General features: G+C 36.6%; 11 protein-coding genes. 3 read left to right on the top strand and 8 right to left on the bottom strand.

Annotation, left to right across the window (positions count from 1 at the left end; genetic code table 11):
* Positions 1 to 305: 305 nt before the first annotated feature.
* The 3 genes from P856_RS02365 to P856_RS02355 all read left to right on the top strand — a co-directional run bounded on the left by P856_RS02365 (position 306) and on the right by P856_RS02355 (position 6,108).
* Positions 306 to 761, top strand: a complete 456-nt coding sequence (locus P856_RS02365; RefSeq protein ID WP_144079724.1) for a Ros/MucR family transcriptional regulator — start codon at positions 306 to 308, stop codon at positions 759 to 761.
* A gap of 1,184 nt (positions 762 to 1,945) precedes the next feature.
* A complete protein-coding gene (locus P856_RS02360; protein ID WP_025300573.1) occupies positions 1,946 to 3,049 on the top strand; it encodes an efflux RND transporter periplasmic adaptor subunit in 1,104 nt (367 codons plus the stop codon).
* Between the two features lie 23 nt (positions 3,050 to 3,072).
* Positions 3,073 to 6,108, top strand: a complete 3,036-nt coding sequence (locus P856_RS02355) for an efflux RND transporter permease subunit (protein WP_025300572.1) — start codon at positions 3,073 to 3,075, stop codon at positions 6,106 to 6,108.
* A gap of 2,204 nt (positions 6,109 to 8,312) precedes the next feature.
* On the opposite strand, the gene P856_RS02350 is transcribed toward P856_RS02355, so the two are convergent.
* The 8 genes from P856_RS02350 to bamA all read right to left on the bottom strand — a co-directional run bounded on the left by P856_RS02350 (position 8,313) and on the right by bamA (position 21,083).
* Positions 8,313 to 9,617, bottom strand: coding sequence for a citrate synthase (locus P856_RS02350; RefSeq protein WP_025300571.1), 1,305 nt, complete (start codon positions 9,615 to 9,617; stop codon positions 8,313 to 8,315).
* Positions 9,618 to 9,693: 76 nt separating this feature from the next.
* Positions 9,694 to 11,121, bottom strand: coding sequence for a glutamate--tRNA ligase (gltX, locus tag P856_RS02345; RefSeq protein ID WP_025300570.1), 1,428 nt, complete (start codon positions 11,119 to 11,121; stop codon positions 9,694 to 9,696).
* A gap of 2,615 nt (positions 11,122 to 13,736) precedes the next feature.
* Positions 13,737 to 14,930, bottom strand: coding sequence for a lipid-A-disaccharide synthase (lpxB, locus tag P856_RS02340; protein WP_025300569.1), 1,194 nt, complete (start codon positions 14,928 to 14,930; stop codon positions 13,737 to 13,739).
* Positions 14,927 to 15,772: an LpxI family protein gene (locus P856_RS02335; protein WP_025300568.1), complete on the bottom strand. Its 846-nt coding sequence runs from the start codon at positions 15,770 to 15,772 to the stop codon at positions 14,927 to 14,929. Before P856_RS02335 ends, lpxB begins: the two co-directional genes overlap by 4 nt.
* A 7-nt stretch (positions 15,773 to 15,779) precedes the next feature.
* Complete coding sequence (lpxA, locus tag P856_RS02330) at positions 15,780 to 16,583, bottom strand: acyl-ACP--UDP-N-acetylglucosamine O-acyltransferase (RefSeq protein WP_025300567.1); 804 nt, start codon at positions 16,581 to 16,583, stop codon at positions 15,780 to 15,782.
* Positions 16,584 to 16,593: 10 nt separating this feature from the next.
* The gene (fabZ, locus tag P856_RS02325) at positions 16,594 to 17,067 is read right to left on the bottom strand and encodes a 3-hydroxyacyl-ACP dehydratase FabZ (protein ID WP_025300566.1); all 474 of its coding nucleotides are present in this window, start codon (positions 17,065 to 17,067) and stop codon (positions 16,594 to 16,596) included.
* Between the two features lie 11 nt (positions 17,068 to 17,078).
* Entirely contained in the window at positions 17,079 to 18,122 is a 1,044-nt protein-coding gene (gene lpxD, locus P856_RS02320) for a UDP-3-O-(3-hydroxymyristoyl)glucosamine N-acyltransferase (RefSeq protein ID WP_025300565.1), read from the bottom strand.
* Positions 18,123 to 18,797: 675 nt separating this feature from the next.
* Entirely contained in the window at positions 18,798 to 21,083 is a 2,286-nt protein-coding gene (gene bamA, locus P856_RS02315; protein WP_025300564.1) for an outer membrane protein assembly factor BamA, read from the bottom strand.
* Positions 21,084 to 21,098: the final 15 nt, after the last annotated feature.

Raw genomic sequence — 21,098 nt, 5'->3', positions numbered from 1 at the left:
TAAGGCGCACCAAAGATTTAAGAATATATTTAAGGCGCCCCAAAGATTTAAGAATATATTTTAAGGCGCCCCAAAGAATTCTTTAGTTTTTAAATTTTAGTTCTGAGATATCTCGAAATCACAAGTAATACAGAGAATTATCGAATTACAAGTAATACAGGGAATTAAAATTTCAGATTTAAGCTGAGCAAGCTATAAAAAAATGTTAAGATTTTTCCAACGTAGTATGTTGAATTTCTCTTCTGTCTGCATCAGTTATGTGTCCATATATAATCCTGATAAATTTAATTCGAAATGGTTTTTTAATGAGATTGAGTGATGAGGCTAGAATTGAAGCAGCCACTGGTAAATCAATGATCAAAATGACAACGCAAGTTGTAGCGGCGTATCTGAGTAATAATTCAGTTGCCCCTAATCAAATTACTGAAGTGATTAATACGGTGCATGATGCACTTAACAATTTGAATGAGGTCGGTATAGAACCGGAGTCTGAGCCAACGAAGCCTGCGGTTCCGGTGAAAAAGTCAGTTACTCCCGATTATATAGTCTGTCTAGAGGACGGTAAACAGTTAAAAATGCTTAAACGCCATCTGCGGACTAATTATGAGATGACTCCCGAAGATTATCGAGCTAAGTGGGGTTTGCCTGCTTACTATCCTATGGTGGCTCCGAACTATGCAACTCAGCGCTCTGAATTTGCAAAGAGAATTGGCTTAGGGCGTCAAACTTCGCGACGGGGGGGACGTCGCAAGGGTGTTTAGTTGTTTTATTAATTCTTCTAGACGATTATTACTTGTGTTGATACCTTTGAAGAAGGTTAATAAGTTCTTGCCAGTTTTTGTTGTTCATAAATAGTGATTTATAATGATCCTGGGCTTTGTTTAAATTGAGACGATTGTCTCTGAAGGTAGAATATAAATTTGCTAGTATTACAAATTTTTGTGCGGATATTCGCTATAGACATAGCGCTTTCGTTCAATATTTTATGTCATTGTACTTAAAATGGTATTGCTTTGATTGTCATGGGTTAAGTAAAGTGTAAAGTAAATTATATTAATAGTTAATGATATATTAATAGTTAATGATATTTATTTTAATGATATTTATTTAAATCGATGTTAATATTTAAATCTATAATTTCTTGTTCTTGATCAAAGACACTGCACTAGACTTGATAATAGCCTTAATCTATACTTAAGCGACCACATAAAATTAGCTAAATTTCATTAGAAGGTTAATATAGCCTGCTTTGGCTTATTGAAGCAAATAGGCGGTTTCTGTTGCCGGGTGTTTATTGTTAAGTTTGCTTGTAAATCGTTAGGACAGGGCTTAATTGGTTAGGTGTTGATTTTGCAATTTTTATATTGCTTACTAAACACAAAGCTTGATTTGTGTGACTAGTTTGTTTTATATAACAACCTGTGCTGTATTTGTTTTGCAGATATTCTACGCTGGGGGTTGCCCTTAGCGCTGGTATGATTTAGGATTGTTTATAACGTCTTAAATATAGTAATATCTATATTTATAGTTTATAGTATAACATCTATATATTTATAGTTTATAGTATAACATCTATATTTTTAATAGTACAAAATTACCACAAAATTTAGCTTTATTTGGCATAATATAGTTATAGTTATAGCTAAAATTTAACCTTGTTTGGCATAATAGTATAGTTTTTTCGATTTGTAGAGAGCGAAAGTTTTGGCATATTTTAAATAGAATTTTAGGTGAAACTTGCGAGTTATTTGCAGTTCTAGTTAGTTGGTCTCTTAATTTGATAATTTAGTTTGCTTGTTTGCTTAGATTTTTGTAGGTTTTATAGATTTTAAGAAAGATTTTAAAATTATTAACCATTTCGCATCAAGGCTATTGTTTATGGCAATTTTCCGCTAGTTTTGGCTGAAATTATTTTAGAGGGCAGGGTCGTAGTAGATCGGGGCAGATGATTGGAAAAATTCGTATAAATTTTATTTTATGGAGTTTCCTTATAGTTTTAGCTGCAGGTAGTGTTTTAATTGCGCTTAATTGGGATCTGCTTAAAAGTAAAATTACCAAGATGAATGTAAGATTTGACAATTCGAAGGTATCTACTAATGTCAGTGGTGGAATACCACGAATACCGGTGCGAACAGCAACTGTTAAGGTTGGTTATATATCGGAAAGGTTGCGGGCAGTTGGTAATTTGTATTCGGAACGCAAAATTAACGTTAGGTCTCCTAACAATGGCTTTTTGGTTGCATTACCTGTTTCAGAGGGATCTCATGTAAAAATGGGTGATGTGCTTATGCAACTCGACTCAGACATGGCTACCGCTATGTTGTTAGCATCAAGAGCTCAGCTCCAATTCGATCAGCAAAATTATAATCGGCTTAAGGGTTTAGTTGAGAAAGGCTACGGGGCACGCAAATCTCTTCAAATCGCTGAAGCTAAATTAGCTACTTCGCATGCTGAAGTTATTCGCAATGAGCGATTATTAAATGAGCGTAAAGTTGTTGCGCCGTTTGATGGTGTCATTGGGCAGTTATACTATTCAGTTGGTGCTTTTGTTACTTCAGGAGAAGTGATTACCAAATTGTGGAATGATTCTTTCTTGTATGTTGACGTGCGAATCGCAGAAAGTGATGCAAAACGCATTCGCAAGGGCATGAAGTTTGATGTAGAGAACGGTATTACTAATGATCTACTTAACCACGGGGTGGTTAAGTTTATATCTTCGGATATAGATCCAATTACCCGCAGTGTTCTCGTCCGTGGTCTGATTCCTAACCACAACCAAACGTTACGTACTGGGCTATTTATAGCTATGTCACTAATTGTGAAGGAAAAACCAGAAGCTGTTATTATACCTAGAGATGCTTTAGTTTTTGCTTTGGGTGGTACTTTTGTATTTAAGGTAGTCAATGGCAATGCTCAGCGCGTACGGGTTAATCTTGGAATTGAACAAGGTAATATGGTCGAGATTATTCAAGGGCTAGCACCAAACGACTTAGTAATAACTGACGGTCGTTTCCGTGTTCTTCATGGCGTGCCAGTTAGGTTGGTTTAAGTCATGATTGCGATGGAACCGGCGTGATTCTCTCTGATATATTTATCCGGCGTCCGGTTTTTGCTATAGTTGTTAACGCTCTAATTGTAGCTATTTCTTTGTATGGGCTATTTAAATTGTCTGTTGGCGAGCTGCCTTCTTTCAATGTGCCTGTAGTGACTATTAATACCGCTTTACCTGGAGCTTCTTCTGAGCAGATCGAAACTCAAATTACCACTCTGATAGAAGAACGGATTGGATCTGTTCCTGGAATCGATTACATTACATCAACTAGCACTCCTGGCATGAGTTCGATTGTTGTCACGTTTCGTGATAATGAAAATGTTGATAATCCGCTAGAGAAAATTCGCGCTAAGCTTGATTTAGCAATCGCAGAATTGCCTATCGATGCTAATACTCCCTTATTACAGCAACACAACACTGATGAAATTCCAGTTATATATCTGTCCCTATCGAGCAATACACGCTCAGCGATGGAACTTACTGAGCTTATCCAAACTGTAATTCGTACACCACTTACTACAGTATCAGGGGTTGGTGAAATCAAGTTATTGGGTGAGCGTAAATATGCCATCCGTGTTCATGTATATCCATCAAAGCTCGCAGCTTATGGCTTGACTACTTTAGATATAAAATCTGCCGTGCAAAGCAGCACAGTTAATATGCCTATGGGTGATGTCGAATTATCTGGGCAACGGATTAATATTAGCGCTGATACAGCACTCGCTACTGTTAGAGAGTTTGAAAATATTCCAATATTGAATGAAGATCGCTTCTCTGTACGTCTGAAAGATGTTGCTGATGTGATCGTTGCGGCTGATAGCACTGAAACAGGTGTTTTGATAAATGGACATGAGGGGTTAGCTATTAGCGTGCTGCGGGCAAGCGATGCCAATTCTGTGTCTGTAGCTAAAGGTGTTAATGCACTGATTCCTCAGCTTCGTAGCATGCTACCGATAGACGTCAATATAGAAGTAGCGTTTGACAGCACTGTATTTATACAGGATTCGATCGCAGAGGTGTTTAACAGTTTAATTATTGCCGTGGTATTGGTGGTGATAGTTGTTTTGCTGTTTCTTGGTTCACTTAATGCCGCATTTATTATTTTGATTACTATCCCAATCTCTCTGATTGGTACATTCTCTTTTATGAATTTTATGAACTACAGCTTAAACACCTTTTCATTATTAGCTATGGTTCTTGCAGTCGGTTTGGTAGTAGACGATGCTATTGTTGATGTTGAAAACGTTCAAAGATTAATTTCGCGAGGTTTGAGTCCTCTAAGGGCTGCTTTCATTGGCAGTCGAGAGATTGGCTTTGCTATTGTAGCAACCACTCTTACTTTAGCATCGGTCTATTTACCGATCGGCTTTTTGCCTGGAATAATGGGTAAGTTATTTTCTGAATTTGCTTTCACCTTAGTTTCTGCAGTTATAATTTCTGGTTTTACCTCACGTACCTTATCGCCTATGATGTGTGCCTACTTATTGCGTCCACGCGGTAGTCCTTATTTGATTGAACAGGTAATGGGTTATATAGAAAGTATCTACCGAAGATCACTGGATTGGGCGCTACATCACCGCGGTTTTATTTATATCGTTAGCTTGTTAGCTGGTGGTGTTTGTACAGTATTTACTGTAGCTTTGCCGAGCGAGGTAGCGCCATCTGAAGACCGCGATTACATCTATGTACAGTTTTCTTTTGAGTCATCGATCTCCTACGATCGACTTCATAAAATGGGTCAAACTTTGTCTGTCATGATGGACAAATTACCTGAAAGAAAAAGCTCTTTAGTTTTATTAGGCACTCCGGAGCCTAGTTCGGGCATTGGCATACTTATGCTTACACCTTCTAACGAGCGTAAGCGTTCTGCACATCAGGTAGGTAAGATACTGGAGACAAAGCTATTGGAAATTCCTGGCCTAGATGCTAGCGTACTTGATCCTGGTTCACTTTCTGGCGGGGGGCAACAACCAGTACAGATGGTAGTGCGTACAATTGCTGGCTATGAATCGTTAGCAAAAACTATTAATGTATTGCTAAAAGAAGCTAGTGGTACGACTTATCTTAGTAATCCAACGTCCAGCTTAGAGATGAATAGCTCTTACTTGAAATTTGATGTTGATCGCTCAACAGCCGGCATTAACGGTGTCAAAGTAATTGATATTGCTAGCACGATCGCAACTGCAACGAGTAGTTTTCAGATTAAAACTTTTACCTACGGAGGGAAAAATTACAATATACTATTAGAACTTGATATTGATTCTGATGTTTTTAGAGATATTGGCTTGCTTGAAGTGCCTAACAACAAAGGTAAATTAATCCCACTGCATAGCTTAGTTAGCCTGCAATCTGTTGTAGGGGCAACTAGATTAGAGCATTTTAATGGACAGCGCTCTGCTACCATCAAAGCTGGGTTAAGAAATGGTGCCGCTATTGGCGCAGCGCTTGGTGAATTGCAGGATGTAGTTCAAGAAAATTTACCGCCTACTTCCTCTATCGACTGGCTTGGAGCGACACGTCAACTTAAGCAAGCTAATGCTTCATTGGTTTTAGTATTTTTACTTGCTCTTCTGTTTATTTACGGTTTTTTGGCAACTCAATTTGAAAGTTTTCGAGATCCTTTCGTAGTGTTACTAGTGGTACCTTTTTCTGTTCTTGGTGGTACTGTCGTTTTGTCGATTATTGGCGGAAGCATAAATCTTTATAGTGGAGTTGGGATGGTTACTTTGATCGGCTTAATCGCAAAACAAGGTATTTTAGTTACTGAGTTCGCAAACCAGCTTCGTGAAGGCGGGCTTGATCTTCGTACTGCTATAGTAGATGCTGCAGTTACTCGTCTTCGCCCGATTCTTATGACTTCCATCTCGATGATATCTGGTGCATTGCCGATGCTTTATTCTACTGGTTCTGGCGCCCATGGACGCGAACATATTGCTGCAGTTATTGTTGGTGGTATGATCATAGGTACCATTTTAGCACTTTACTTAGTACCAGTAACTTATACATTTTTGAGTCGGCGCCATAGGCCTATTTTGCCCGTACCGCCAAGTCAATAGTATATTGTTGTTAACATTTCAGATGATTATTGTTAATTTAACGATTATTTATACTTAGTAGTAAAACATGCCAATAATAAATTGGATTATATATTGGAATAATCAGTAATAAATAGTTATCATGAGTATATTTTGCTTTGTAAGAATTATATGATCTAGCAAGTGATCGATTGGAGTTTACTTAGTTATTGTAATTTTAATTAACCAATGAATATTTTTGATACAAATTATGTTTTATTATTTATAATTTCTACTTTATTTATTACATAGTAAACGAAAGTTTTAATAGGATGAAGCATTACTGTAACACTCAATAACACGTTTAGAATGTAGCTATACAAAAACAATAGTCTCAACATATAATAAACCAATATATAGTTGTATTATATGTTTATTTGAGTTGAGTTAATTGTTAGTCTTTATGGCAATTACTATTTTTATATAGGTGACAACGATTTCTAACTATAGTAGATTATTAAGTTATAATATAAAATAATTAGATAATAATTTTTATACTAATTTAAGAAATTATAATTGCCTGGATTACAGATTAGCATTCTAGCTGGATAATTTTGCCCTCAACGTAATAATATTTTATTCGTTGTAAAAGCTGTGTTATAAAGCCAAGGTTACTATAATTTCTAGCATCTTTAAAACCTATAAAACTATAATATGTTTTGTACAATAATTGTGATTTTAGTTAATAAATGTTTGATATTATATTATAATAAGCAAGAATATGAATTACACTACCGTCATTTATTTTTTACATCCGCTTATTATGCTACAAAAATCTAAATTGACTATGATAAATTAGCTAGTTGCTATACTTCTTGTTAATTAAGAGAACGCTGTTTGGTTATGATGTTTAAAATAATCAATTGTTATAATTAAAATTTATTTACCAATGCATTGATCTTGTTTATTATTTTTCCTAAGATCAACGCTCTACTAGCGTAGTAGAGGAGCAATTGTATAGTTTTTATTAAAACTATTATTACTTACTATACAAGTAAATATAATATAATATAATTATAATATTAAGATCAAGTAATTGAGGATAAAAGTACAGATTAAAAATATATTATATAATAAATATAGGACATAACATCATCAATAATATAAAAAAAATCAATTTCATTGATACTGAATAAGTAAATTACTTATAAGTTATTAATCTAAAATATTTTAAATACAAATTATCCTTTTTCTGTCTATTCTATCCTTTTTTTAATTTTTATCGCCGCCTAAGATAGGCAAGCAGCATGATTTACTAGTGCAAATTTTTTAGATTTATCAATCTAATATTAATAGATAGCTGCTATTTATTTTACAAGGTGTTATTCTTTATAAAATAAAGAACTTCTCTATGTTAGTTTTTGAACTATCTATTTCTAAAATATATAAACAAAATTGTATTTAAAAATTTAAGTACAATATTAATAGTATAATTATTATCGAACGCTAAAGTTTTTGTGTTTGCTAGCATGAAAAGTGTAATTATCTTATTACTAATTAAATGTTATCTCATTATTCTATGTGCGCTCCTTGAGCGTTATGTATACTATTGCTATAAAAAGCATTTCAATCTATATTTAAACCAAGGTGATATTATTAGAAATAATCTAATTCCTCACTCGCTAGTTGGTTAGCGAGTTAATAACCAATAAGACATTTCGCGATTTAAGAAAAATTAATTTTTCTTAATAGATAGGCAACAAATTCTTTAAACAAAAAATTTTTTATAGCTTAGAGCTTAGTATTTCAATAACTAAAACAGGTTTATTATTAATTTATTAATATAAGCAATACTATATAATTAGGCTATCATAAGATGATTATATTAAATGATTCAATTAATACAGGATAGTATATGATAATTAGCTCATAGCTATAATAAAATTGATTCAATCATTCGCTTAATAGTAGATGTGAATTGAATAAAAATACACCGTTTGAGAGGATAAGTAGCAAATTATAAAGTAAATATATAGTGCTGATATATCAATCGTTCCAGAATTCATTGGTTAATGAGTTATCTTTGTATTTATCATCAAGCTGTCGAATTCAATTTTTGATTAGTAATTTACTCGTATAATATTACAACTTAATAAGCGTAACCGCTTAGAAGAAGGTAAATGATAACTTTAGTAAATTTAAGGATACTTTTTAGTATTTTCACTCCTTGTTAATCAAGCTTATTATTAGCGGCGCTTTTCCAAAGGGATGTAGTCTCTTTCAGGATGGCCAGTATAAAGTTGACGAGGGCGTCCAATGCGTTGACCGGGATCTTCAATCATTTCTTTCCATTGCGCAACCCAGCCAACTGTACGAGCAACGGCAAACAACACAGTAAACATAGAAGTAGGGAATCCTAGTGCCTTTAGTAGAATACCTGAATAAAAATCGATATTTGGAAATAGCTTTTTCTCTACGAAATATGGGTCTGACAAGGCAATCTTCTCCATTTCCATAGCAAGTTCAAGCAGAGGATCGTTCAGATTAAGTTCTTTGAGAACTTCGTGGCATGTCTTTTGCATAACCTTAGCACGCGGGTCGTAATTCTTATATACTCGGTGACCAAATCCCATAAGTCGGAATGGATCGTTTTTGTCTTTAGCGTACTTGATAAATTTTGGTATATTTTCTTTCTGACCAATCTCTTCAAGCATCTTTAGTACAGCTTCATTGGCTCCACCGTGTGCTGGACCCCACAAAGCAGCAACGCCAGCAGCGATGCAAGCGAAGGGGTTAGCACCGGATGAGCCAGCCAAACGAACCGTTGATGTGGAAGCGTTTTGTTCATGATCGGCGTGTAAAATTAGGATCCGATCTATAGCTTGAGTCATAACTGAGCTAATAATGTATTCTTCTGCTGGAACTGCGAACATCATATATAAAAAGTTTTCAGCGTATGAAAGGTCATTGCGTGGGTAGTTAAAAGGTTGCCCTATTGAGTATTTGTAAGCCATGGCTGCAATAGTAGGCATCTTAGCAATAAGACGAAAAGATGCTACCATACGTTGGTGTGCGTCATAGATATCTGTACTATCGTGGTAGAATGCCGATAGACCACCTACAACTCCGCACATAATTGCCATCGGGTGGGCATCTCTACGGAAACCACGATAGAAATTTGCAAGCTGTTCGTTCAACATAGTATGGTAAGTTACATCGTGAACAAAACTCTTTTTCTGTTTAGGGGTTGGTAAATCGCCATTTAGCAAAAGATGAGCGACATCCATAAAATCAGATTTTTCAGCCAGATCTTCTATGGAATATCCACGGTGTAACAGTCTGCCAATATCACCATCAATATAGGTTAAGTTAGATTCGCAAGATCCAGTAGAATTAAAGCCAGGATCATAGGTAAAGTACCCTGTTTGTGCATAAAGTTTGCGCACATCTATAACACTGGGGCCTAGAGAACCTTTAATCACTGGAAGTTCAAAGCTTTTGCCGCTTGAATTATCAATGAGGGTAAAAGTTTCTGTATTTTTTTTGCTCATTTTTGATTATCCTATTTCAAACCCACATTTGGAATTAGTTAAGATAAATCATTAACGATAAGCATGGACAATAATCTTAGTAGCCTTTTTTATTAATACTACAAGCATTATCTATGCGTCTAAGCGTTTCTTTTTTGCCAAGAATTGCCAATATTTCGAAAATACTAGGTGAATTAATTGACCCAGTAACCGCAGCGCGTAGGGGCTGTGCTACTTGGCCAAGTTTTAGTCTGTTTTCCTTAGCAAAAAGACAGATTGTATGCTTAATATTACTCTCATGAAAAGAGCTCAGCTCGCTGAGCGTTTGCGCAATCCCGGATAATATGTTTAGTGCACAATTATCTAGTAATTGACTAGCTTTTTCATCCAAACTAAGTGGCGGACTAGCAGCGTAAAATCGCGCATTATTTGACAATTCATTAATTGTGCGAGCACGTGTTTTTAATCCATCCATTCCCAAATAAATACGAAGTCTGATTTCATCTGTCAGATCTAAGTTATTTGCTCCAGCACTTAAACGGGCTAATACCATATCCGTTAGTTTATTATTATCCGTTTTGCGTATATAATGACTGTTTATATTTTCTAACTTAGCAAAATCAAAACGAGAGGCAGAACGACCGATCCCGCTAAGGTCGAATAGTTTAATAGCTCTATCATGCGAAATGATCTCTTCCTTACCGTAAGACCAACCTAAGCGAAGTAAATAATTATTTAACGCTTCGGGAAGATAGCCCATCTCGCGATAAACATTTATATTAACTGCTCCTTGGCGCTTAGATAATTTTGAACCATTTGAATCGTAAATTAGTGGAATATGTGCAAAAGTAGGTAATTCCCATCCCATAGCTTGGTAAATAATTGCTTGACGAAAAGTATTGTTTAGGTGGTCTTCGCCCCGAATTACGTGCGTAATACCGACATCGTGATCATCTACTACTACCGAATGCATGTAAGTCGGCGTGCAATCAGCTCGGAGTATAATCATATCGTCGAGTTGCTTATTCATTACAGTTACCGGTCCCCGTACAGCATCAATTATAGTAGTTTCACCACTTAGAGGGGCCTTGATGCGGATTACTGGGTTGATTCCACCTTTCGGAGAATTTAATGACGCTTTGCGATTACGCCAGGTAGCATCATAGCGGGGTTGACGGCCTTCAGCGCGAGCATTTTCGCGCATTAATTGCAGTTCATTTGGCGAACAGTAACAATAATACGCTTTATCGTTTTTCAATAATTGATAAGCAACTTCGATATGACGCTCGATTTTCTTATGTTGAAATATTGGTTCATCATCACCCTCGAGACCAAGCCAAGCCAGTCCATCTAAAATATCGTCTACCATTCTCATGTTAGAACGTTCCTTATCTGTATCTTCGATACGCAACAAGTAACGCCCCCCATGATGGCGAGCGAACATAAAGTTAAATAGTGCTGTTCGAGCGCCACCAATATGCAGAGATCCTGTAGGTGAAGGAGCAAACCGAGTAATGACTGACATACAAGACATTCCAAATTAAGGCTTATCACTATATTAGACAAATATTCTAATAAGATTTCATGATAACCATCTCTAAAAATCAATAAAAATTTAAACAATCAATAAAAATTTACTATTAGTGTTTTAAATAATTTAGTTTATTAACATAATAATTAACATCGACGTAAATTTTCCTAGTATAGCTATTGTGAATGCATTAATCAACAACAGCTATGAGTTTTTTATCTATAATAGAATTACATCGGTAAAAATATTTTTAGAAATCAATAATAAATATATACTTATCTATTAAGTAATAATATAATTACTGTTATATACTTAACTATATTAATAATGCATTTTTAATTATTAGCTTACAAAGATAAATAAAAAATAATTAATTTTTTTTGCAAAGATTATATTTCTAAGGGAAAACATATTAATAAATAATATTTTTATTAAAAATAACTATCTAGAATAAATTATTGTATCCAAATGTTTACTTCATGTTAATTTAACAAATTTCCTCCAAGGAAGCCTTTCTAACATGATTTACCGTACATCTTGAGTATATACGGTAAATCATCAAAATTCTTTATCTCACTTAGTGGATTTAATCGTTTCCCAATATAATCCATTAAAGTAGTAACAATTATCCTTATAATCAATTAAAATATATCGTTTAATGAGCATATAAATACTTGGTACTAAGACTTTAATAATTTTATTTTTATAAAATATAAAAAGTCTTTTTTTGTCAGTATCAATAAAACTTTTAGATAATTGTTTAGGTATTCGATCCTTAATAAGTATAATAAATTGTAGAAAAATCCGCCATCATGCAGCAGTAGTTTTACTAACGTAAACTTAGGTGTACCAATTTCAATCAGTATTTATCAAACAAAATGTATCTTCATCAATATTGCTAATAATTTTTAGTATCATCAATTCCTGAATATTGATTCATCAATTGACGAGCTCACCCCCCCCCGAAGCTATTATTTACTAATAAATATTTTTATTCGCCGAATAAGCAAAAATAATTAGTAATAATAGCTAACTTTAGCTGAAGTAGTATTTTTTGTTTTACGCTTTTGCTAGTTATTTATCTGAACAAATTTCTTGTTTTGTGCCTTATCTTTTAGGACAATGATTACTGTTATTAAACAACTATCACAGCTAAACTTTACGGGTTTGCAAATAATCCAGTCAAGTATTAATATTTAAATATTATAGTACTGACTGGGTTCAAGCCGATCACATCAAGAAAATAATTAATATGCAATAAATATTTGTTGTTAGCCGTATAGTTGCAACTATTCAAATCCTTATTGCCCCACCTCATTAAGCGTTGATTACTCAGCGATTGTTAACATAGAGAAATAAAGGTAATCGATTATAATATTTCTTAGCAGGTTTAACAGCATTGATACAAATAAGATATATACCTTATGGTATGAATAAAGTAAAACATCTATTGTTCTAGATAAAATATGTTTTTTTACTTTCCTTTGTAGGATTAATTTTCCATGAGAAAAAATCTTTCTATACTTAAACAAAAATTAAAGTATAAAGTTATTATACAAAGAATAAAATTTGCAAAATTGTTGATTTGACAGCTCGTCTCTGTTATTACCTAATGGGGTAAAATTAGGCATTGGTAACTTGTTAAAAGGATTTAAAATTAGTAATTCTAGATTGTTTTACCTCAACTACAGCTAGAAGATAATATCAATTTTTAGGAATTTAAGGATATATCAAACTTACCCTGTGTTGTATACTATTTTCTTTAATTTCTACTAGATGATTGAATAATTTTTAGTATTATATAGCTTACATTACATTGTCTATATACTAATTCAATTATCTAACTATTACAAGATACTATTCTTCATAAGCGGAAATTTATTTGATCAAGCTTTTTTGTATATATAGATACTAGCTTTATTAGCACAGAAGGCTTATTTTTATTTTTGTAGTCGATCGACACAATCATTACTTAGTTATCCAAGTATTATTGCAATAATAAATCACCTCACAAGATAACATAAAAATTTTACGCAAAACAATATTTCTGATATACAATGACTCTTTATAAAGCTTATCTTTAAATTGATTTGTTATTTTAATACTTGGTATTCTTGTATTATTTGTAATAACTAAAATAAAAATTTTTATTTGATTAATCTGTATTATAGATAATATCCTAATATTTAAGCTAATAAAAACGCAAATATTCAATCCTCTTAGAAGAAAATTTTCTTTCTTTCGCATGGCTATATTTGCTCTAATTACAGAGCGGTGTGTTTTCTCATTATACTGCTTTGATGGTCGAAAATTCAAAAGGTGGAGTATTCTCCACGAGAGTTCGTTGCATTTTGTTGGAAAAATCGATAAAAAGTGAAGTTCAATGTTTTTATTAACTAACGTTAATTTTAACGCTACTGATTTGACTTGACTAATGTATTATTTAATACATATTTAATTAGTAGTTTTCTGTATTTATTTTTGAATAATCTTATTTTTATAATTAACACAAATTAGAAACTAGCCTAGCGATGCCTTAGGCTGATCAGATGAGATATCCACCGGTGATTTAATTGGATTAAGCAAAGTGCTAACTTGCTGCTAAGATATTAACATGACTCGGAGAGTAGTGTTAATATCTTACGCGCTGCTCGTATAGAGGGGTCTTCGCCATCTACGATGAGCATTTGGCGAATTGACTCACTAACTATTCCTTGTTTTGCCCTAGCTCGAGGATCGTCAAATAGCTGCTTAATTGCTACGGTTAGTCGTTCGGGAGTGCAATCCTCTTGTAGAAATTGTGGAATAACACGTTTGCCCATTAGTTTGTTGGTCAATACTACTGAATCTGGATCTATTAAGCGCCGGGCAATAGTTGCAGTCAATGCATTAAGACGATATGCCGCTACTGTTGGCACACCTGCTAAACTTAACTCAAGTGTTACTGTACCCGAAGCTGCTAATGCCGCTGTGCATGCGGAAAATGCTGCAGTTTTATGACGATGTTCGGTTACAATAGTGACTGGCGAGCGCCAAGTTGTTATCGCTTCGCGAACTTTATCAACAACCAAGGATACCGTTGGTAATACGATCCGTAGACCTTGATAACGTACAGCTAAACGATCGACTACATTGCCAAAAATGGGTAATAGACGTTTTACCTCACCTAAACGACTACCTGGAAATACCCCTAGTACCGGAGCTTCTAATGGCAAACCATAAATACTTTTAAAACATTTACTGTTGTTGTTCTGGGTTAATGCAGCTGGATGACCAACAAAAGTTGTTGGCAGGCCGTGTGCTGCAAAATAAGGTGCCTCAAAAGGATAAAGTGTTAGAAGATGATCAATGTACTTGGCAATAACCTCTGCCCGCCTGGGACCCCATGCCCAGACAGTCGGTGGCACCCAATGAATCAGTTTGGGGCCATTACCACTCCTAACACGTAGTGCATGTAATTGTTTATTTACTCGCATGGCAAAAGCTTTACTATCGATGGTCACAACAGCTGCTGGCTGACGGGATCGCACATCAGCTACAGTTTGACGAATGCGTTCTAGTATCTTTGGTACTTTAGGCAAGATTTCAATGAGACCCATAACAGCTATTTCAGTGATAGGAAATATTGTTTGCAATCCTTCCGCACTCATGAGATCACCTCCAATACCCGCTATTTCCACATTACCTCTGGTTTCTGCCCGCAATGCTCGAATCAGTCCAGCGCCAAGTGTATCTCCTGAAGACTCGCCCGCAATGATATAAATCAAAGGTACTTTTACCTCAGCACTCGATTCGCTGCTCAACGATTATTTCCATCAAAAGACATAGCATGAAGGAATATACCTGCAGCGTCGGCAGCAGCTATTGTTACATAACGATCTATGATTAAAGTTTGCAGTGTTTCCACAACAATGCCAGCAAATCCAGAAGATGCAACGTAGGAGATGGTAGTTGGACCAATTGTCGCCCTATCAACGCAGGTGCTTTGCCCTGATTTGCAGCCCTTTATTAGAATCGGGGCAATAGTACCTTTGCGACGCAAATTAGCAGCACGGTTAATCATTGAATCTGTCCCTTCTATCGCCTCTACGGCTAGTACAATTCCTTCCTGCACCACGACAGCTTGACCAATATCTGCGCAGGCTGTATTTTTTAGCACAGCAATTCCTCTAGCAGCATCCTGCATGGCAAACGTATTTGGTTCAATTTTTGTATGAGTACCTTCGGGTATAAGATAACCACCTAATATATCCTCAATACTAATCACTTGTATTCCATCACTTTTTATCTCCTCAACGATCAAGGATAGCAGCCCATTATCACCAAATACTTTCGCTCCTGCTCTAGCAATACTAAGAGTGGAACGTAAATCTAAGTTTATAGAAGATAAGGCCGGGCGGTTTATTGATCCGGCCATAACCACTTCACTACAGTTAGCTTTATGAAGAGTTTTGAGAGTCTTAGTTGTGGCACCTAGGGGTAGCCAGGCATGCGGTAAGCCATCGACAGTTGCGGGATCGGTTTGTCCATTAAAGGCTACTACAAATATTGTACGTCCTTCACTTAATACAATCTCAGCAATACGTCGTGGCAGTATACCTCTACCGGCCAAGATTCCGAGACTACCGCTAGGATGAGCAGTCATTACTCCCTTAAAGATCGTTAACGTCTTCTGGTTGACAAATTTTACGCGCAGAATCAGCTCGAATAAAATTAATAATTTCTATAACCGGCGCTGATGAGGGAAATTCTATAGCGACTTCTTCTAATCTCTCGTGGTACGTACCCTCACCTGTAAATAGTAAGCGGTACGCTTTACGGACGTCATGAATTTCTTCACGAGACAAGCCGCGGCGCTTCATACCAATTATATTAATACCTGATAAGCGCGCTCGATCTCCAATAACCGAGCCGAAAGGTATTACATCGCGCTCAACCCCTGTAACGCCACCTATCATAGCGTATCGGCCGATACGTGCAAACTGGTGTACTGCCGATAGACCACCAAGCACTGCAAAATCTTGTACAGTTACATGTCCAGCTAAAGTAGCATTGTTTGCCATAATTACCTGATTCCCTACTTGGCAATCATGTCCTATATGAACGCCAACCATAAATAGGCAACCGTTACCGATTTTGGTTACCATTCCACCGCCTTCAGTTCCGGGATTCATGGTTACGTGCTCACGGATTACGTTATCAGAACCAATTTCCAAGGTTGACAATTCACCGTTATATTTAAGATCTTGTGGCTGCAACCCAATGCTGGCAAAGGGAAAAATTTGAGTGCGTGGACCGACACTGGTATGTCCACCGATGACTACATGGCTATGTAAGACGCATCCATTACACAGCAAAACATCCGTACCAACCAGGCAATAGGCTCCGATCTGGACGCCATCATCAAGCTGAGCTCCTGGCTCAACCATCGCCGTGGGATGGATTTGCGTGGCCACTGCCACCTCCTCAATGGTCCAGAATCATTGCTGAATAAGTTGCTTCAGCTACTAGAAGTCCATTCACTTTAGCCTGTCCTTCAAACTTCCAGACATTTCCTCGGTTGCGAAGCTTTTTTACATGAACTTTCATACATTCACCGGGTACTACTGGGCGGCGAAACCGTGCGTTGTCCACTGTCATGAAATAAACCAGCTTACCTTCAGATTCTGGACCTAAAGTTGCTACAACCAAACAGCCGGCTGTTTGGGCCATAGATTCTATGATAAGCACTCCTGGCATGACAGGGCGCTGTGGAAAATGTCCAGCAAAAAATGGCTCGTTAATGGTGACGTTCTTGATACCAATACAACCAACATTAGGATCTACCTGAACGACTTTATCGACTAAGAGGAATGGATATCGGTGAGGAATTAGATCCATAATCCGCATTATATCGATATCGGAATAGCCACTGCTCGGTTCATTCACCGCATCATTCATAATATTCTGCCTTAACTCTCGTTCATTGATCTGGCAGTCTGCTTACTTTGGCCCAATTTCTTTAATGTCGAGATTTGTCGCCGCCACTTGCGTACCGGAATAGCCGGTACTCCTCCATAAGAAGCTCCCCCGGGTAGGCTGCGGTTAACACCAGACATAGCTGCAACCTGTACGTCGCTACCAATTTCCAGATGACCAGCGATGCCAACTTTTCCAGCAAGTACTACACGATCACCAAGTCTGGTGCTACCAGAAATGCCAACCTGTGACACTACTATGCATCCTCTTCCTAGCACAACATTATGACCTATTTGCACAAGATTATCAATCATCGAGCCTTGGCCTATAATCGTGTCTGCATTGCTACCCCGGTCGATTGCAGTATTGGCGCCAACCTCTACATCATCCTCGATAATTGCTCGTCCTAGTTGCGGCAGCGGAAACGGAGTTCCTGCATCCATTTCAAAGCCAAATCCAGGCTGGCCAATTCTCGCTCCGGAATAAATAAAACACCTAGCGCCTATCAAAGCATGGGAAACTACTGCGCCAACACCAATACGTGTTCGTTCGCCAATTTTGACTGCTTGACCAATTACCGCATTAGCCTCAATCCAAGCTGAATCACCTAATACTACTTCTGCACCAATGATAGCACCTGGTCCGATGGCAACCTCATTGCCTAACCTGGCAGTAGGATCGATAACCGCAGTGGGATGTATACCTATCGGCGGAATCTCTGCAGGGTGAAATAGTCGAGCCAGTTTGGCATAGCTGCGGCGAGGAACAGCAGTAATAAGTACTGCCATACCATCTGGTGCTTGATTAGCAAAAGCTGAAGCAACTAAGCAAGCTCCTGCTTTAGAGCTACGAAAATCTTTCAAGTAACGACGATTTTCGAGGAATGTTACTTCTTGACCACTGCCATTACTTAGTGTGCTGACACCATAAAATGGAAGCGCTAGATCCCCACTACCATGCAATTTAGCTCCTGTCATTTTAAGTATTTGCCCGAGAGTAAATTGGCCAGCTTCGCTATGGAACCGGCTATCGACCATGTTTTATCACCCCCCGTACATATATAGTGGGTTAATATGAGTATTGGCAATTCAATCTTAATTGATACCATTCATTTATTTAAGCTACTTAAAGCATTTCCCGATCCAATCCATTGATTTCTTTGGAAGAAAATAATGGATTCTTTAACAGGAATTAATTTCATTATCGATAACATATTAATTTCATTAGTTACCGAAATTAATATGTTATTTAACTTTTTTACTCTGATGAAAGTTTGACTAAGGATTTTCTTTGCTTATGCATTATTTTTGTAACTTCATAATTTTACTATTAAAGTTATAATAACCGTGTGTAATAAACAGCTCCAAGCTAGATTAAGGACTATTGTTGTAAATCTTTTTCGTTCACAGGCAATATTTTGCAGCCTTTGAGTAATCCGGAGCTAATAAATTTAGCTATAGTAGTTAATGTTGTTATGTATTTATTCAGTAGTATTCATATTTTGAAATGCTTGGCCGAAGAGCAATTTCCGTAATTGATTTATTATGCTCTAAGGCTAATTACATCACTAGCCTGTAACTCGCAATTCATCATCGCTTTTACAATAAGCGCATCATACACTTTTTATTAATCTAATTTTTATCATCTCCTTTAAGGGCTAATTATCCATTTAAGAGGTTTTTTCAAAGAAAAGTTTATAGGACAAAGAATATTCAAAACTGTGTACCAAAGCTTAAGCGGAATACTTCAGGAACGTCAAAATCTTCTTTTGCTAATACTTCAGCTACATCTAATCGAATTGTACCAAATGCAGTGGCAAAAGATAGTCCCAATCCTACAGTTGCACGCATTGAGGGATCATCCGCTATTTTGTTATCTTTTTCGTCAATGCCCCATACGCTACCAAAATCGGTAAAAATAAATGTACGCATACCAAGGTCTTTTGACATGCCATTTGGAAATGCAAGCTCAACTGATCCTACATAATAATTGTTGGCACCTAAGGCGTCTTTGCTAACACTATCGTGTGGACCAACACCACCACGCTGAAAGCCTCGGAAAGAACTAGCACCAATAAAAAATCGTTCTAAGATGGAAACTTCTTCACCAAGACCGACAATAAATCCACTATTAATTAGAAATGACAATCCCCAAACATCATCTAGTGGATAATAGTAACCAGCCTTTATACGAGTACGAAAAAATTTTTCGTCCCCCCCAGCACCTGCTACTTCATTCGTTAGCTGAGTGATGTATCCATCGCGTGGATCTAGGCGGTTATCACGTTTATCATAAGTTAAAGTTTGGCCAAACTGAGAAACTATCCTTGTTCCTTCCTGAGCTTTGATGTATTGAGCAGTGTTTTCGTCCACTTCTTTAATCTCTATTTGCTCAAGTCGATATTTGATTTGTTGCGTTAGATTTGGCTGTAGAGTGTAGTAGGAGCGCAGCATTCCGCCAAAACGGAGCTCATTATAAGAACTTTCTTTTCTTTCTCTTTCAGTACGAAAGAGGTTAAAACCAGCAGCTAGATCACGATTAAATAAATAAGGTTCGGTAAAGGCTATATCGAATTCGGTGGCAACATTTGATGTCGTTATGTTAAAGAGTAAATCTTGTCCTCGTCCAAGTAAATTTCTCTCATGAATACCAATATCACCGATTATTGATTCTGTTGTAGAAAAGCCAATACCGAAAGAAATTTCACCAGTAGATCTCTCCTCGACATCAACATTAACTACGGTACGATCTGGCCCACTACCCTGAGTATTTTTTACATTAACGCTTTTAAAAAATCCTAAATTGCGAATGCGTTGTTCAGATATTCGCATTTGGGAGATGTTAAATGAATCACCTTCTACAAAGCCTATCTCTCGCCGAATTATTCGGTCCAGTGTTCGCACATTACCTCTTATATTAATTCTTTCAATAAAAACCTTACGTGCTGGACCAATTTGATATGTAACATCAATTGTTCGCTTTTTAAGATCAGTGTTTACTGTGTAGCTTAAGTCCACGAAGGCATATCCTAAAGTGCCAAGGTAGTCATTGATAGCGTAGATTGTATCGTCTATTAAATTAGCATTGTATTTTTCTCCTTCCTCAGTGAGGACAAATTGGCGCAAAGCTTTAGAATCAATTTGTGGCAACGATATATCAAAGTCACTTGATCCAAAAGTGTAGAAGTACCCCTCTTCTACGGTAAAAGTTATAACGAATGACTTACCGTCTGGTGCAAGCTCAGCTACGGCCGAAAGTACACGAAAATCTGCATAGCCGTTTTCTAAGTAAAATTGACGCAGTAGCGCTTTATCGTAGCTCAACCTATCCGCGTCATAATTGTCATCAGAAGTGAAAAATCTGTAAAATGCATATTCCTTAGTTTTAATGATTCCGCGTAAATTAGCATCGCTAAATGCCCGATTACCTAAAAAATTGATAGTTTGTACTCGAGTAAGTTCACCATCCTTAATTTCAAATATCAAATCAACACGGTTTTGGTTTTGTTGTATGACTTTTGGTTCAACATTCACAGCGTAATATCCTGAACGTTGATAGGTCTTAATTATGCGTTGCACATCCTGTTGTACCTGATTACGAGAATATACTAAGCGAGGGCGAAGCTTAATTTCGCGCTTTAATTCTTCATCGTTGATTCGTCTGTTTCCCTCAAAGGAAATGCGATTAATGATAGAGTTTTCTACCACCTTAATCAATAGATTAGTAGTATCACGATACATCGTAATATCTGAGAACAGGCCGGTGCTATATAGAGCTTTGAGCGATCTATCGAGTCTCTCTGAATCAAATGTATCACCAGGCTGAATTAGCAAGTAGGAACGAACTGTGGCTGGATCGATGCGTTTTGTCCCCTCAACCACAACTTTTTTAATTATATTCCTATTCATCTCCGCGAATTTTGCCTTTGCTGTCGGAATCATTCCGACAGCAAAGGCAAGCGCTACCGCCTGGCAAAAAAGGATTAGTTTTATGCGCAAGGTTCAGTCCCTCAG

It is taken from the genome of Candidatus Endolissoclinum faulkneri L5, assembly GCF_000510265.1.
Taxonomy (GTDB): Bacteria; Pseudomonadota; Alphaproteobacteria; order Thalassobaculales; family Thalassobaculaceae; genus Thalassobaculum; species Thalassobaculum faulkneri_A.
This window is presented reverse-complemented; position numbering and strand designations above follow the sequence as displayed.